Origin of the sequence: Sorangium sp. So ce281 (assembly GCF_051527395.1) — a bacterium.
In the GTDB taxonomy this organism is placed as follows: Bacteria; Myxococcota_A; Polyangia; order Polyangiales; family Polyangiaceae; genus Sorangium; species Sorangium cellulosum_B.
The window spans coordinates 4,169,047-4,185,126 of the sequence record NZ_CP150322.1; the positions used below are offsets into that span (position 1 = coordinate 4,169,047).

A 16,080-nucleotide genomic window follows, 5' to 3' on the forward strand; every position below is an offset into this window, starting at 1 on the left:
TCGTAGCTTTCGCTCAGGGAGCGTCGAAACAGCAATGCGAACGGCACCTGTCCCCAACATCCGGCCATCCCGGGGATGAACCCCGGCGTCTTCGTTCTCGGCGGCGGCGGTGACGGCGGCGGGGCCGGCTCGATCTCGGAACACCGACCCGACCCGGAAGTGGCGATGGCAGACACCGGCGAAGAAGCTGCGATTTCGGGCTTGCTCGGGGGGCTGGAGCGCGCGCCGGACGGGGTCTGGCAGGCCACGCGTGCCTGTCTCGCCTCTCCGGCCGTGGCGGCCTGGCTTCACGGCGAGCAGTGTGCTCCGGCCTCGTCCGAGCAGCGCCTGTGGTCAGCGCTGGAGGCGCTCTGGGCGAGCTCCCGTCCAGGCGAGCGGGCCTTGATCAGGGCTCCTGCGCGCTCTGGCGCGAGCTCGTTGCTCGGGGCATTCTGTCTTCATCTCACGCGGCGAGGGCTGGCCCGCGTGGCGTTCATCCCGATCTCGGTCCACGGCGGCATGGCGGATCCCTCGATATGGGTCGCCGCGCTGCATGCGCGGCTCCGAGCATTGACGTCCAGAAAGGCGTCCGAGCGCGCGCTCGCCCCGCGCGTGGCAGATGACATCCGACCGATCCTCGACGGTGACGAGAGCCCCGAGATGCCGCTGCTGCTCGTCCTCGACGGCGCCCACGAGAACGATGATCCGGCGGTATGGTCGCGCATCGGATGGTCAGCCGGGCTGCCCGGGAACGTCCGCGTGTGGGTGTCTGCGGACAATGATCCCGGTGTCACGGCCGCCCGATGGGGTGAGGCCCTTCATTGGTTGAACGATTGGTCTGATGTCGTCCTGGAGACGCCGTCGGAGCGCTCCGCCACGGCGTTGCCCGGTGACGTCGACGCGGATACCGTGTGTGTCTTGAGCGCTGCCAGCGGGCCGATCTCAGGGGCAGAGCTGGTCCAGATCGTGGGAGGCGATCGGGCCGACGCACGAGTGTCTGCCACGTTGCGGAAGCTCGAGCCATGGCTCTGTCACACAACCCATGGCGCCGCGTTCCTGCATCGAAGTCCCGGGAAAGATCTCGCTCTGCGCTTGAGCCATCTGGGCGACGTCCGTGGTCAGGCGCTCTTGACCGCACATGTCCGGGCGACTCTCGATAGCTGCTCCGAAGGAAGCATCACCCCTGTCGCTCGATCGGAATACGTCATTCGATACGGGGCGATGCACTTCTTGCGACACGATACCACGGCGGAAGAGCTCGATCGCGTGATCGCTGAGCCGATGCGAGCCGCCTGGGAACCCCTGGATGGCGGTGCGTTCGGTTTTCGTGCGCTCGTCGTGGCCGCGTGGCGGCGAAGCCACGCGGCGTTCGGCGAGGCGACGTCGGAAGCCGCGCGCGGTCGGTGCATGGTGCAGGCGCTGCGGCTGCGCACGATCTTCGAGCAGATCATCAGTTTGCTCGTGCATGCGCTCCCGGACGTGGTCGCCGGTGCCATCCACGAGGGGATCTTTCGGCCGGAGGCAGGCATCGAGCTCGCCAAGCCGCTGAACGAGAAAGACAGGCTGCGGCTATGGCGGGCGGTCCGGCCCGCTGTGTCCGAGGCGGATGTGGCATGGCCAACGCCATTGCTGCATGAAGCAGACCGCGCCGTCGGAGGGCTCGAGGCCGCGGGCGCGACCGAGAGCCCGTCGGCATACCAGCTTGACCGCAGACGCTTCGTATTGGGCGGGCTGAAAGCACGTCGTGTCGTGAAAGCGCTCGTGATCGGGGCGCTCCGGCGTATCGCCGAGCGGCTGCGCTCCCCCGCGCGGGAGGAGGTCCTGCTGCTGGCGGCCAGGCGCCTTGCCGGGCTCCATCCAGAGCGCCGTGCGTTCTGGGCTGCCCTGCTGGCGCCGCTCTACCCCGAGGAGCGCCGCGCCGAGCGACTCGAAGACGTGGACGCGCAGATCTCCGCCTTGCCGGAGCTCGGAGATCGCCTTGAAGTCTTGACGGAGCGGCTCCTGGAGACCTCGGCTGGAGCGAGCGCGATCGTTCAGCGAGCCATGGGATGGCTGCTGTCCTCCGAACGATTTCCGCTCATGGCGCAGCGCTTTCTTTTTCATGTTCCCGAGAGTGAATGGAACCGGCTCGTTCCCGAGGAGGCCCGCGCGCTCGTCCGTCACTGGCAAGGCGAATCGCGAGGATCCACGGATGCGCTCGGGCCGCTCCGCTGCCTGCGGCTGCCTCCGTGGCTCGCGGCCGAGGTGCAGGATGCTCCCCTCGCGGAGGTGAAAGAGCGGACGGACGTCTCCGACCGCAACTACGTCGCCTCCGAGCTCATATCCTTCGTCACGGCGGACGTCCGAGCGGAACTGGTACGCATGTTTATATCGGTACCGCCAGAGACCTTTCGCGGCGAGGACCGCACCATCAAGAACTGGGCGGAATCGGCGACGCTGGAGGAGCTCCGCTACATTCACCAGGAGGTGTTGCCGTGCATGGGCTCTCAGATTGACGACGCGCTCGCGGCGCTCTCCCTCCGTGCAGTGGCGCTCGGGGACAGGGACCTCGCGACCAGCTTTTGCGCCGCGATGGAGGGAGACGACGACCGGCATCAGGCCGAGTTGGAGATCGCGGTCGCTCTGGGCTCGTTTTCCGACGTGGAGCGCCTCGTGCGTCCGGACCTGGACGACGAGGAAGCGTCTGGAATGCTCGAGATGGTAGGGAAGGCGCTGAAGGGCGAGGAGGACGCGGCACGCTTCGCGGAGCTCGTGCGCGGCGCTGCCCGAGCGTCGAACAGGCTGTCCGCGTGGGCGGCCGTGTTCCCGTCGCTCTCCCCGGAAGCGAGGGAGAGGTTGTCCACCGCCGTCGCCGATACGGTGAAGGAGGTGCTCCGCGAGCCCCCCGAGGAGTCGGACGACACGCTCTGCAGCATGTTCCCCTGGATGTCGAAAGAGAGCCTGTGCGACGTATGGCGAGAGCGCGCCTCACCCGACGCGTGGCGCCCCACGATCGCCGAGATCACGCCTCTCTTCACGTACGATCGACGTTATGACAACGGAGCGTGCCTGGACACGCTCCTCCTGCGTCTGGGAGGTGAAGCCGCGCTCGTGGCCTGGGCCAGGACGCTCGCCGAGCTCGACGACTGGTTCTCGGAGATCGGGCCCGGGGCGGAGTGATCGCGCGCGCCCGCGGCGATGTGGCCATCGCCGGCCGGGCTACCGATTCTAGCTCGTCACTCCCGGACGACGCCCCCTCCGGCCGCGCTGCCGGAGCCCCAGGGACGCCGCGAGCAGCGCTGTCAGCGCGAGGGCACCTCCGGATGGAGCGCGGCTCGCCGCGCGACAGCTACAACCGGCCGGATCGCCCGACTCCCCGCCGGAGGTGCCCCCCGACGACGCCTGGGCGGCTGGCGCTGGGCTGGGGGACCCTCCACCCGTGGCCGCACCCGTCGAGGGCGCTCCTCCGGAGCCGGAGCTGGAGCTGGAGCCGACGCCGCCGCCGGCGCCGCTGACGCTGCCGTCGCCCCCACCGCTCGTGCTTCCTCCCGCGCCACCCCCGCCGGCACCCCCGCCGCCGATGGGCGAGAATTGCCAGAAGTTCATGTTGAAGAGGTTCGACCCGCCGCCGGTGAAGACCAGATAGAGATCGTGCACGCCTGTGGCGCCGTCGACCTCACACGACGTATCGCTCCACGTCTGCCAGCCCCCCGTCGCCGCGACCGCGCAGGTGCCCACGAGCGTGCCGTCGCGCGCATCCAGACGGAGCTCGATGCTGCCCCCCTCCGCGCCGCTCGCGACGCGCGCGCGGAAGCTCTCCGCCCCTTCGCCGAAGTCGACCCCGCGGAGGCGCACCCAGTCGCCGCCGTTGATGAACGAGAGGTTCATCCCGCCCTCCTCGCAGCGCTCGGTCTCGATGCCGCTCTGCGCGTTGAAGGTCTCGGCCTCGACGCGCGCATAGGGGTCGAGGTTCCCGGTCTGCTTGACCCCGTCCGTCGTGTAGGTCACCGGCACGATGGAGCCGTCGTCCTTGTAGGTGAGCGGCTCGAGCGCGATGTTCCGGCGATAGCCGGTGGGCTCTCCGGCATCGGTGGCGACAGCGCGGTTGTGGTACGCGTGGTACCAGGAGCCGCCATACTCGAAGATCGCCGCGTGATTGTTGTTGTTGTTCTTCGGCGGCTGGGGCCCCGCCGTGCCACGGTGGGTGAAGCCGGACGTGGGGCTCGTGCTCGTGAGGTAGTCGATCCGCAGGGCATTGTCGGGGTTCGTCGAGTACGACAGGTAGTAGAGGCCGTTGCGCTTGTGCATCCAGGCGGCCTCGAAGAAGTACGGGACCGTGATCGCGGTGGCCGAACCCGAGACGCTCACCATGTCGTCATTGAGCTTGATGACGCGCGCGTTCTGCTCGCCGTTGCCGCCGAAGTAGAGGTACGCCTGGCCGTCGTCGTCGACGAAGGCGCCCGGATCGAAGAGCCACATGTTCGGGCCCGAGGCGCCGGGCGTGTTCGAGGTCACCAGGGCGCTGCCCTTCGCGTCCTTGAACGGTCCGGTCGGGCTGTCGCTCGAGGCAACGCCGATACCGTTCCCGCTGTTGCCGAAGTACATGTAGATGGTGCCGCCGCGCTCCACGACTGCCGGGGCCCACGAGAAAGTCGCCCAGGAGGCGGCGCTGGGCACGCGCAGCACTTCCCCGTGATCGGTCCAGTTCTTCAGGTCGCTGCTCGAGACGGCAACGATCGAGGCCATCTCGTAGCTGCCGTCCGAGCCGTCTGCCTTGACGTTGTCGTCGTCGTTCGAGCAGTAGAGGTAGACACGCCCGTCGTGCACCAGCGAGGCCGGGTCGGCGAGGTAGCGGTGCGAGGCGATGGGGTAATCGGCCTGCGCGGAGGGGCTCGCGACGAGCCCGACCGAGGCGAGCGCGACCCCGCAACAAGCCATTCTCGCCAATGTACGTGAGCGACGCATGTTCACCTTACCTGTTGGTCCAGAGCCGTTGATCACGGCCGCTCGAGCGGCCGAGGCCGATTCCTTCATGCTCGAGCCGGGCGCGCTGAAGACAGTCCCTCTCGCGTCACGGCGCGCTGTGTCGATCGAGTGGTAGACGTCGCCGCCGCCTTCATCGGTGGTGACGGCGCCGTGTGCCGTCGTTCCGCCGTCCGCGTATCCCGCTCCCGTCGAGGGATCGGAAGAGGCTCCGCCCATGGCGCCGCTTCGCCCCCGAAGTGCAGCGGGCGAGGTCACGAGCGCAGGCTGTCCACGGCGAAGCAAAAGGATGCCCCGGGACCGCACTGTGAACGTTCACATAGCCGATGTCAATCAAAATAGACCCACGCGCGGCGAGCCTCGACACCTCTCGACGCCAGCGCTGAGCGGCGCCCGACTCGAGCGCTTGTGTCCTCAGCTCTGGGCGCTCTGGTCGACGAGCGCCTGCCACTGCGCCTTGAGCGCCGGATCGGACTCGAAGCGCTCGTGCCAACTCCTGTGGAGCGCGATCCAGCTCTGTGGGGTCAACCCATAGTGGCTCTGGATCTGCGGGATGTGATTCGGATGGTCGCGCAGGTCGGCGCACAGGCGCGCGTACCGCGCGAGGGAGATCCGCTCCACGCGGCGCATCGTCTCTTCGTCATCCACGCCGGCGTGCGCTTGCGCGGCGGGCTCCGCGGGCGCGGGGCTCGCGGGCGGCTCGACGGCGCTTGGCTGAAGGAAGGGCAGGGCCCAGCTCCCCGTCGGGATCTGGGGCGGCTGCGGAGCGATCTCTCCCCTGGCGGGCCGCGATGGCGCGGGCGATTGGCCGGGACGAGCGAAGGGCAGCGCGTTGCCGGCGGGCGGCGAGGGCGTCGGTCGCGAGAACGGCAAGGCGTTATCGGCCGGCGGCGAGGAGGCCGGTCGCGAGAAGGGCAAGGGATTGGTGGCCGGCGGCGAGGAGGCCGGTTGAGAGAAGGGCAAGGGATTGGCGGCCGGCGGCGAGGAGGCCGGGCGAGAGAAGGGCAGGGGATTGGCGGCCGGCGGCGAGGAGGCCGGGCGAGAGAAGGGCAGGGGATTGGCGGCCGGCGGCGAGGAGGCCGGGCGAGAGAAGGGCCAGGGATTGGCGGCCGGCGGCGAGGAGGCCGGGCGAGAGAAGGGCAGCGCGGCGTCGAGCGGAGGTAGAGGGGCCGTGCCGGAGAAGGGCAGCGCGGCGTCGAGCGGAGGTAGAGGGGCCGTGCCGGAGAAGGGCAGCGCGGCGTCGAGCGGAGGTAGAGGGGCCGTGCCCGAGAAGGGCAAGGCTCTGTCGGCCGCCAGCACGCCGGCCGTGCCGATGCTCGTCATCTCCATCTCCGGGCTGTCTGCCGGTGACGTCGCTGCACCCTCGACCGCGGGCGCGTTCGACACGTCTTGGCGGAACGGCAGCGCATCCCGGCTCGGGAGAGACGTCGTGCCGAGGAGCGTCATGCGGGCTCGCGGTGCCGTGGACGGCCGCTCCAGGCTCGGCATGGGCAGTGACGACGGCACCGTCGAGAGCAGCGACGGCACGGCCGGCGGCAACGGCACGGCCGGCGGCAACGGCGATGGCTGCACGACCCCGGGCGGCGGCAACGGCGATGGCTGCACGACCCCGGGCGGCGGCAACGGCGAGGGCTGCACGACCCCGGCCGGCGGCGCGGCGGCGTTCAGCCTGGCCCAGGGAGATCGCGCAGCCCCCTCGTCGCTCACGCCCGCGGCCGGCGGCGGCGTCGCCCCATCCCGGGGCGCCCCTTGCAGCGGGGCGATGCGCGCCGCGGGCGCCACCGGCATCGGCCCTTCCAGCTTCCTGCGCGCGCCCCGCGCCTTCTCCTCGGCGCGGCGCTTCTGCGCGGCGACGAGCTCCAGGTACCGGCGACTCGATCGCAGCTGCCCGCGCGCGGCCTGAGCGGCGAGCCTGGACATCCACCGCTCCCGCTCCGCCTCCCACGCCGCGGCCGAGAGCCCCGCGTCCGCGAGCACCTCGTCGCGCGGCAGGCCCGCCTCGAGGGCCCCGGCCACGGCGGCGAGCTCCTCGAGCCGGATCGATCGGACCTCCTCGTCGCGCCCCACCATGTCCACGAACATACCCCCTCGTCACCGTCGGGCGGCGCGCTGCGGCGGCCCGGTCGATGTCGCCCCGCGGCCGTCCCGGTTACCTCATCGCCCGCTGAAACCGCGCCATGAGCGCGTCGTCCTCGAGCATCGCCGCGGTCCATCGCTGCTGCGCGCTCAGGTAGTCCTCGAGCGTCAGGTCCAGGCGGCTCAGCACCGTCGCCATGTCGGTGCCCCGCTTCAGCCCGCGCGCGGCCTCGAGGAAGCGCTCGAACGACAGCTCGCTCTTCGCTCGGGCGCGCTGCACCCTCGCGAACGTCTCGGCGAAGGCGACGACGAGCGGCGGCACGCCCACCTCCTCGCCGTCGTCGTCGTCCGCCTCGGAGAGCCGCGCCTGCCAGGCGTCGTCGAGCGCCTCCCAGCCGGCCTCGTCGAGCCCGTGCGCCGCGAGGAGCGCCACGCGGTCGGCGCTCGGGTCTGCGAGCTGGGCGGCCAGCGTCGCGTACACCTCGACGTCGTCGACGTTCTGCGCGCTCTGCGGAGCATCCTTCATCGTCCGGGCAGGCTACCTCAGCGCGCGTCTTGGGGCCCCCTTCGCGCAGGTGTATTCATGGCGCGTGTCCTTCTCATACCTGCCCTTCGTCGCGCCAGGCGGTCAGGAGGGGCAGCCCTCCGCGCCCGCCGGCACGGACGTGCTCGCCCACGACAAGCTCGAGAACGCGCACGCCGCGCTCCGCCGCGCAGCGCTGTCGCTCGAGCACGACGTCGAACCGGTGACCGACCTGACCGGGCCCGCGCGCGCCCTGGAGCGGGCCCTCGGCGCGATCTACGACGCCTTCGACGGCCGCGCCGAACCCCTCGGCGCGGTGCGTGCCGCCCTGGCGGAGACCGACGACATCGCCGCGCAGATCGGGCAGGCGCTCGGGCTCGACGCCGGCTTCGCGGCGGTGGACGAGCTGCTCCGGGGCGCGCGCGGCTGGCTCGAGCAAGCCGCGGCGCGGCTCGCCCTCGTGCCGCCGGCGCCGCCGCTCGACCTGCCGCCGATCCTGGCGAGCCGCGACCGGCCGCGGCTGCATGCGGTCCAGCGGGCGTCGCTCGCGCCGCTCATCAAGGTCCCGGAGCCGCCCCCGGCCGAGCTCGTCGCGAAGCCGCCGCCGCCGATCCCGCGGCCGCGGACGTTCGAGGAGCTCACGGCCGCCGTCGAGGCGCTGAAGCAGCAGGCGCCCGCGCCCGGCGCGCTCCCCGCGGCGGCGGAGGTGCGGCCGCCCGCGGCGCGCCCGGACGAGGGAGCTGCGCGCCCCGTGCCGCCGGGCTTCGCGCCCGAGATCGGCGACGCGATCGACGATCTCGCCTTCCTCCGCGCCCGCGCCCGCGAGTGCTTCGAGGAGGTCGCGATGGTCGGCATGCAGCGGGCGCCGCTGCTCGGCGATCCCTTCCGCGGGGCGCTGATCCTCGAGCGGCGCATGCTCGCGGCCATCGACGTGATCGCGGCGATCGGGGCGCCGGCGCTCGAGCACGTGCCGCGGCTCGTGGCCGACGCGCCCGTGAAGGACGCGAGCGTCGCGTTCGCGGGCGCGATGGTGCTCGGCTGCTTCGCCGGCCGCGACGCGCTCGCCGCGGCCGAGCTCGCGCTGCTCCGGAGCGGCAAGGACAGGGCGTTCATCGACGCGCTCGGCGCTGCCTTGAAGCTGGTCCCGCACGAGCACCTGCCGCTCGCGCTCCGCAGCCTGCTCCGCGAGCCCGAGCCGCTGGTCCGCGCGATGGCGATCGACGTCCTCGCCTACCGCGGCTTCGCGACCGAGGACGAGCTCGTCGCGGCGGCGTCGGACGACGAGGCCCCCGTGGCGGCGTGCGCGCTCCACCACCTCGGCTGCACGCCGTGCCCCCGCTTGCCCGAGCTGATCCAGCGGGCGCTCGCGTCGACCGCGGCGCCGGACCCGGCGCTGCGCGAGGCCGCCTGGACGGCCATGGCGCTCTCGGATCACCCGCACGCCCCGCCCGCGCTGCGCGGCGCGCTGGACGAGGCCGACGGCGCGGACGTCGCGGCGCTCCTGCTCGCGCTCGCGGGCGACGAGGCCGACGCGCGGCTGCTCGCCTCGCGGGTCGCCGAGGCGCCGCGCCGCGGCCTGATCTTCGCCGTGGGCTGGGCTGGAGCGGCCGCCGCGGCGCCGCTGCTCATCGACCTGCTCGAGCGCGACGTGGACGGGGACGTGAAGCTCGCCGCGGCCTACGCGCTGGAGCGGATCACCGGCGCGGGGATGTGGGAGGAGGTCGCGGTGGAGGACGAGGAGATCTTCGTCGCCGATCCGCCCGAGCCCGACGTGGGCGAGCCTCGCGAGCTCAAGCTCGCGCAGCTGGTGAGCGATCCCAACGACCTGCCCGAGGCGCCGGCGCCGGAGATGGCGGAGCAGCCCACGGTGGACGCCGCGCGCTGGCGGGCCTTCTGGCGCGAGCGCTGCGAGGGCTGGGACATGAGCGCGCGCTACCGCCGCGGGCGCCCCTACACGCCCGACGTCGTGCTCGACGAGCTGGACACGGGGCGGGTCACCCCGGGCGAGCGCCGGCTGCTCCAGCGCGAGCTGATCCTCCGCACCGGGCACTTCGTGCGCTTCGATCCGCACGACTTCGTGGTGGCGCAGGAGGAGGCGATCCAGGCCTGGCGGCCGATCGCGGCGCGCGCCTCCGGCGCCCCGGGCCGCTGGACGAGGCCCCGCCGGCGCGTAGCAGCGTAAACGGCGCGCGGACGTCGGCGAGCCGAGCCGAGCGCGAGGAGGGGCGCGGTGCTCGGCCCGGAGGACATCGCGCCGCGCGGCGTGAGCCACGCGGCGCCCCTCGAGCGACGTACGCGGCTACTTCTTGGCGGGCGCGGCCGGCTTCGCCGGGGCGGCGGGCGGCGCGCCCTTGGCCGGCGGCGCGCCCTTCGCGGGCGGCGCCTCGCCGGCCTGCCCGCTGTTGTACATCTGGATCGCGCGATCGGTGAGCTCGAGATCGGCGCGGTAGTAGGGCACGGCCGACTTGTCGAGGATGAGGTCGTAACCCTCCTGCGCCGCGAGGCGCCGGAGAAGGCCGAGCACCTTCTGCAGCATCGGCGTGGTGAGCTCGCTCTCCTTGCGCTGCATCTCGCGCTGGGCGTCGAGCGTCGTCGCCTGGAACTCGGCGGCCTGGCGCTGCCAGGTCTCGAACCTGCGCTGGAGCACGTCCTTCGGCGTCTTGCCCGCCTGCGCCTCCTTGTCGAGCTTGTCCCGCTCGTCGTCGAGCGCGCGGCGCTTCGTGTCGAGCTCCACCTGGCGGCTGTCGAACAGCTTCTTGAGCGTCGCCTGGACGCGGAGCCCTTCCTCGGTCTCCAGCATGGCGCGGCGCACGTCGACGACGGCGATCTTCGACTGCGCCGACGCGGGCGCGGGCGACAGCAGCGCCGCGCTGCCGAGCGCCGCGGCCGCGAGCAGCGGCAGGACGCGCGCCGTGAGCCACCGGCCCGAGGTCGAGCGGGCTGCCAGCGCAGCACCCTGGCTCGCGCCGGCCGGACGCGCAGGGGTGGAGAACGTGGAACAGCGCGCGACGAGCCGCTCAGGAGCGTTGTTTCGCATCGCGGATGGCCTTAGCTACCCGGCCACCCAACGTCAAGAACGTGGCGCGCCCTTCTCGTGCGCTGCCGCCGCCGCGCCCTCCGGGTGCGCGTCCTTGCTCTGCGCAGGGCTCGCGCCCCGGTGCGCCGCCGGATCGTTGTTGCTCGGCGCCTCGGCGCGCTCCTTCCGTCCCGAGGCGCCGGCGGTCTTCGCGACCTTGCTCCGCGGCGGCGCCCCGGCCCGCTGGGCGGACGGGTCCGCCGCGTGCGGCGGCCGCGACGTCGAGGGCAGCGACCGGCCGAGGCGCTCTCGAGCGAGGGCGATCAGACGCCCGACGTCGTCGTTCCCCCGAAGGAACGCGTCGCGCTGGCGGGGATCCCGCAGGGCCTCGACGCGCGCGGCCAGGGCGGAGAACGCGGCGTCGAGCGCGGCGTTCGCCTCGCGCTCGTCCCCGATCGCGAGGAGGGCCTCCACGAGCGTGACGCGGATCGCGTCGCTCCACTCCTCGATGGGCCCACCCGCGAGGTGGCGCGAGGCCTCGCGCGCCGCGTCGACCGCGGCCCCGAGCTCGCGGCGCGCCAGCTGGACGCGGGCCATCGCGAAGCTCGCCATCGCCCGCTGCGCGGCCGCGTGGTGCGCCGCCTCCTCGCAGAGCCAGCGCGCGACGGCGTGGGCGGTCGCGTGGTCACCGGGGGCGCCGCGCCAGACGAGGAAGAGCGCCTCGTACAGCCGGCCGACGAACCTGAGGCGGGAGATCTGGCACGCGTCGGCGATCTCGCTCGCCTGGCGCTCGAGCGCGACGCCCTCCTCGATGTTGCCGAGCCGCGCGCACGACATCCCGAGGTTGTGGAGCGCGAACCCCTCGATCGCCCGGAGCTTCCGGCTCCGCGCGTCGAGCAGCGCGCGCTCGAGCAGCGCCTGCGCCTCCTCGAACAGGCCGAGCTGGTTCAGCGCCGAGCCGGTGTTCACGCGGGCCCTCGCCGCGATGACGGCGTCGCCGGCCCCGTCGGCGTCCGCGACGAGCGACGCGCCCAGAGAGGCGGCGGCGGCCAGATCGCCGGCGTGCATCAGCGCGGCCAGGTGGGCCTCCCGGGCGTGGAGGAGCGCGTCGGTCGAGCCGCTCCCGCGCGCGGCCTCCATCGCCGCGTGCGCGGCGCGGAGCGCCTCGGCGGGCCGGCCCAGCGCCGCGAAGGCGCGGACGCGCGACGCGAGGAGCTTCGCGCGGATCGACCGCGAGAGCGCCGCCGCGAACTGCGGAGAGAGCGCGGACGCGGCGCGCGCGTCGCCCTCGGCGCTCTGGCCCGCCTCGATCATGCAGGTCACCGCGACGACCTGCGCCTCGCCCCACAGATCCGAGCCGGGCAGCGCGAGGCGCGACGCCTGCTCCGCCGCGTCGAGCGCCTCGTCGAGGCGGCCGAGGAGCTCGAGGAGCTCCCCCCGGCGCACCAGGAGCGCCGCGCGCGTCGTCCCCTCGGCCCCGCAGGCGAGCCCGCGCGTCGCGCGGTCGAGCGCCTCGTCGAGCTCCGCGCCGCTCGCCGCCGGGTCCCGCGTCGCGCGCGCGTAGAGCAGCGCGGCCCGCGCCTTGTCGCCGCCCGCCTCGGCGTGGCGCGCGATCAGCCCCGGATCGATGCCCGCGGACTCGAGCCACGCGGCCGCGGCGAGGTGGAGCGCGGCGCGGTCTTCCTCGAGGATCGACGCGTACGCCGCGTCGCGCACGATCGCCTGCCGGAACGCCCACTGCACCTGCCCCGGAGCCCGCGGCTCCAGCTGGCGCGCGATCATCTCGCCCGCCTCCAGCTCGGCGAGCTCCGCGCCCACAGCGCGCTCGAGCAGCGCCGCGATGCCCGCCGTCCAGAAGACCTGGCCGAAGACGGACGCGGCGCGCAGCGCCCCGCGCACCCCGCTCGACATGCGATCGACGCGGGCCTGCACCAGGGCCTGCACGCCGAGCGGCACGCCGTCGCGCCCCTCCGCGGCGGACCGGATGAGCTCCTCCAGGAAGAGCCCGTAGCCGCCGGCGCGCTGGACGATGGCGCCGCGCGTGGCCGCGTCGGCCTGCGGGAGGGCGCTCGCCACGAGCCGATCCGCGGCCTCCGGAGACAGCGGCGGGAGCGTCACGCGGGTCACGTCGCGGTGCTCCCACAGCGACGGGAACCGGGCGGAGAGCTCGGGCCGCGCGAAGGCGAAGACCCCGAAGCGGAGATCGGCGCAGCCGAGCAGCCAATCGACGAGCTCGACCGTGGTGCTGTCGGCCCAGTGCATGTCCTCGATGACCAGGATCTGCGGCGCGGTCTCGGACTTCGAGCGGAAGAACGCCTCCACCGCCATCCGCGTGCGCGATTCCATGAGCTGCGGGCTCTCGCGGGCCGCGCGCAGCGGCTCGTTGCCCTCGTCGGGGAAGGGCACGCCGGCGAGCTCCCCGATGAAGCCGGCGAGGAAGCGGAGCGGGCGGGCCAGGCGCATCGCCACGTGGGCGCTCACCTTCTGCACCTGGTCCTCGAGGCGCTCGCCGTCGCGGATGCCCATGAGCGCGCGCAGGGCGCGGCCCAGCGTCGTGAGGCCAGCGCCCTGGCTCATCGCGTCGCCGCGGCAGAGCAGGACGATCGGCGCGTGCGGCGCCGTCTCGAGGTGCTGGATCAGCTCCGCGCGGACGCGGCTCTTGCCGATGCCGGCGGGGCCCGTCACGATCGCCGCGCGCGGCGCGCCGTCCTCGGCGATCTCGCTGAAGATGCCCTGGAGCCTGGCGAGCTCGCGCTCGCGCCCGAAGAGCGCCGCGGGGAGCCCGGCGAGCTTGCGCGCGTCGAAGCCGGCCGCGTCCTCGTGGATGATCACGCCGCCGCGCGCGTCCTCCTGGACCACGAACCGCCCCTCCAGCGCCGCGGTCGCGTGGGCGTCGATCCGGACCGCGCCGGGCGCCGCGTACTCCAGCTGCTGCGCGGCGCGATCGAGCGCCTCGCCGGCGAGGCTCGCCCTGCCGCGGACGGCGTGCCCGACCGCGACCGAGGCCCGCGCGCCCGGCGTCGAGCGGGCCACGGTCAGCGCCGCCCGCGCGGCGCGCGCCGCCTCGTCGCCCCGCGAGCGCTCCACCCCGAGCGCCGCGACGAGCCTCCCGTCGGGGAGCGGCTCGAACCGCGGGTCGTCGCCGAGGACCTCGCGGAGCGCGGCGTCCACCGCGGGGCGGAGCGGGCCGGCGCCCAGCTCGAAGAGCGCGCACGCGATCACGCGCCGCTCGCTGCTGGCGAGCCGCACCTGCGGCCGCTCGTCGCCCGGCCCGGCGGGCCCCGGCATGACCTCCTGCGCGGCCGCGCGCCGGACGATCGAGGCGGACCTGTCGGTCGCGGGGGGATCGTTGTTCAGCTCCCCGACCCGCGCGAGCGCGCGCGCCAGCTCGCCGCCGTTCTCGTACCGCTGCTCGCGATCGCGGGCGATGGCGCGCGCGAGCACCTCGTCGAGGGCCTCGGGCACGTCGAAGCGGATCTGCTGCGAGCGCGGGGGATCCTCGACCGCGAGGCGGCTGAGCAGGGCGATCGCGTTCTCGGTCTCGAACACGTTCCTGCCCGTGATCAGGCGGAACAGGACGGCGCCCAGCGAGTACACGTCGGCCCGCGCGTCGACCGCCTCGCCGCGCGCCTGCTCGGGCGCCATGAAATGCGGGGTGCCGATGATCGTGCCGCGCTCGGTCGGGCAGTCGTCCGGGACCGCGAGCTTCACGACGCCGAAGTCGATCAGCTTGATCGCGGTGCCCTTGCCGCGGACGAGGAAGATGTTGGAGAGCTTGAGGTCGCGGTGGACGACGCCGCGGGCGTGGATGGCGGCCATCGCGGCGGCGCTGCGCCGGACGACCTCGACCGAGTCGCGCAGGCCGAGCGGCGCGCGCCGCTGGCGCTGCCCTAGATCCTCGCCGTCCAGCCACTCCATCGCGAAGAACAGGCGCCCGTCGAGCCAGGTGCCGTGCGCGACGTACTGAACGATGTTGGGGTGCCGCAGATCGGCGAGGATCGAGATCTCGCGCGCGAAGCGGGCGCGCTCCTGGGGCGACGCGGCGGCGCGCAGGACCTTGAGCGCGACCGCGGCGCCGGTGCTCTGATCCGTGCCCTTGAAAATATCACCCATTCCGCCGCTTCGGCTGCGGGCTTCGATCATGAAGCGGTCGGTCGGGTCGGTGAACTCCGGGAGCACCGTCCGGATAGGCTACGCGAACCTCGCGTCCTCATGCCAGCGAGAAGGCGCCCTGCGCGGCGCGGAGCGCCGGCGGGCGACCTGGGCCGAAGCCCGAATCGCGCGCCATCGTCGTGCTGCTCCGCAGCGTAGCGCCGCCGTGAGCGGCGCGATCGGGACGCGGCGCTCGAAAATTCCAGCCAGGATCCGCGCCGCCGTGCCGTCCGCACCACCCTCCTGCCCGCGCGGGGCCCTCCGTGCGCTCAGAACCCCGCGAGCAGCCCGGCGCCGAGGGAAGCGCTCGGACGCGGAGGTCTCAGCGCGCCGGCGAGCGGGTGGTCGACGAGCCCGAGCGCGGCGAGGACCTCGGCGTGGGTATAGAACGAGAGCGTGTCGTTGAGCGCGAGCTCGATCCCGCCGCGGAGCCCGAGCGCCATGAACAGCAGGGACACGTCGGTGGCGGGGGCGGCCCGATCGCCGACCTGCGCGACGCCCATCTCGACGAGCGCGCAGGTGACGAGCAGGTCGACCGTGTGAAGGCACGGAGCGAAGGCGCCGCTCGTGTGCGTGCGCAGGTACGGCGAGCGCGCGTCCGTGCCCCCGCCGGGGCTCGGGGCGTCCGGGCTCGACACCTCGCCGTGTCCGAGCGCGCTCGGCGTCGAGACGACGAACGTGCCCCGGCTCTCCAGCGAGAAGGAGAGGCTCTGTGACCAGCGAACCCTGACGAGCAAGGAGGCGCCGCCGAACAGCCCCTCGGGCACCCCGAGCCCCGCTATCGCGCCCACGCCGACCCGCGCCGAGCTCCACGGCTCGCCGGGCCTGCTCGCGGGCTCCGGGCGCACCGGCGCGATCTCCGGGCGAGGCGGCGCGGCGGGCGCTTGCTCGTCGCTCGCGAACGGCGTCAGCGTGAAGGAGATCGCGACCGCGACGGTCTGGGTGAGCTGCTCGCAGGCGCCGTCTCCGTGCGAGAGGTCAAAGCCTCGGCCGGAGACCCGCCCGTCGGCGTTCCGGTAGGTCGTCGTCGCGACGACGTGGGCGCCGTGAGGCCTGATCGCGACGGCGACCTCCTCGGTCGCGTCCTCGCGGAACGGATCGTACCCGACGCGAAGCCGGATCCGCTCGCGCAGCGCGCGCTCTCCAGGGCACGAGGCCGCTTGCGCATCCTCGCTGTAGCGCAGCCGCAGCGCGCGGCGTGCCGGCTCCGCCGCGCGCGACGGCGCGCTGAGCAGCAGAGAGGCGAAGACGATCATGCAGAGAAAGGAGCGTGCCATATCCCCGGTCGGCGGCTCCGCTGGACGAGCCATCCGTGGCCGCCATGAAGCGCTCTCGAGGCAAAGCGCGTCAAGAGCTCACGTCGTTTCTCTTC

At 73.4% G+C, this 16,080-nt stretch carries 8 protein-coding genes; 2 read left to right on the forward strand and 6 right to left on the reverse strand.

Going from position 1 to position 16,080, the window contains the following annotated elements; all coding sequences use genetic code 11:
- Positions 1-75 precede the first annotated feature (75 nt).
- A complete protein-coding gene (locus WMF27_RS15810; RefSeq protein ID WP_437768051.1) occupies positions 76-3,138 on the forward strand; it encodes a hypothetical protein in 3,063 nt (1,020 codons plus the stop codon).
- A 48-nt stretch (positions 3,139-3,186) separates the two neighbouring features.
- Here WMF27_RS15810 and WMF27_RS15815 read toward each other — a convergent pair whose 3' ends face one another.
- From WMF27_RS15815 to WMF27_RS15825, 3 genes are all read right to left on the reverse strand, one after another.
- Complete coding sequence (locus tag WMF27_RS15815; protein ID WP_437768050.1) at positions 3,187-4,896, reverse strand: glycoside hydrolase family 43 protein; 1,710 nt, start codon at positions 4,894-4,896, stop codon at positions 3,187-3,189.
- Between the two features lie 459 nt (positions 4,897-5,355).
- Complete coding sequence (locus tag WMF27_RS15820; protein ID WP_437768049.1) at positions 5,356-7,023, reverse strand: hypothetical protein; 1,668 nt, start codon at positions 7,021-7,023, stop codon at positions 5,356-5,358.
- A 67-nt stretch (positions 7,024-7,090) separates the two neighbouring features.
- Positions 7,091-7,543: a hypothetical protein gene (locus WMF27_RS15825; protein ID WP_437768048.1), complete on the reverse strand. Its 453-nt coding sequence runs from the start codon at positions 7,541-7,543 to the stop codon at positions 7,091-7,093.
- A 64-nt stretch (positions 7,544-7,607) separates the two neighbouring features.
- Between WMF27_RS15825 and WMF27_RS15830 the strand changes: the two genes are divergently transcribed.
- Positions 7,608-9,722 (forward strand): hypothetical protein, encoded by a 2,115-nt coding sequence (locus tag WMF27_RS15830; protein ID WP_437768047.1) that lies wholly within the window; start codon positions 7,608-7,610, stop codon positions 9,720-9,722.
- 117 nt (positions 9,723-9,839) lie between these two features.
- On the opposite strand, the gene WMF27_RS15835 is transcribed toward WMF27_RS15830, so the two are convergent.
- The 3 genes from WMF27_RS15835 to WMF27_RS15845 all read right to left on the reverse strand — a co-directional run bounded on the left by WMF27_RS15835 (position 9,840) and on the right by WMF27_RS15845 (position 15,985).
- Complete coding sequence (locus tag WMF27_RS15835; protein WP_437768046.1) at positions 9,840-10,577, reverse strand: OmpH family outer membrane protein; 738 nt, start codon at positions 10,575-10,577, stop codon at positions 9,840-9,842.
- A gap of 33 nt (positions 10,578-10,610) precedes the next feature.
- Positions 10,611-14,669: a serine/threonine-protein kinase gene (locus tag WMF27_RS15840; protein WP_437944241.1), complete on the reverse strand. Its 4,059-nt coding sequence runs from the start codon at positions 14,667-14,669 to the stop codon at positions 10,611-10,613.
- A gap of 308 nt (positions 14,670-14,977) precedes the next feature.
- On the reverse strand, positions 14,978-15,985 hold the full coding sequence (locus WMF27_RS15845; RefSeq protein ID WP_437768044.1) for a hypothetical protein: 1,008 nt from the start codon (positions 15,983-15,985) through the stop codon (positions 14,978-14,980).
- Positions 15,986-16,080 lie beyond the last annotated feature (95 nt).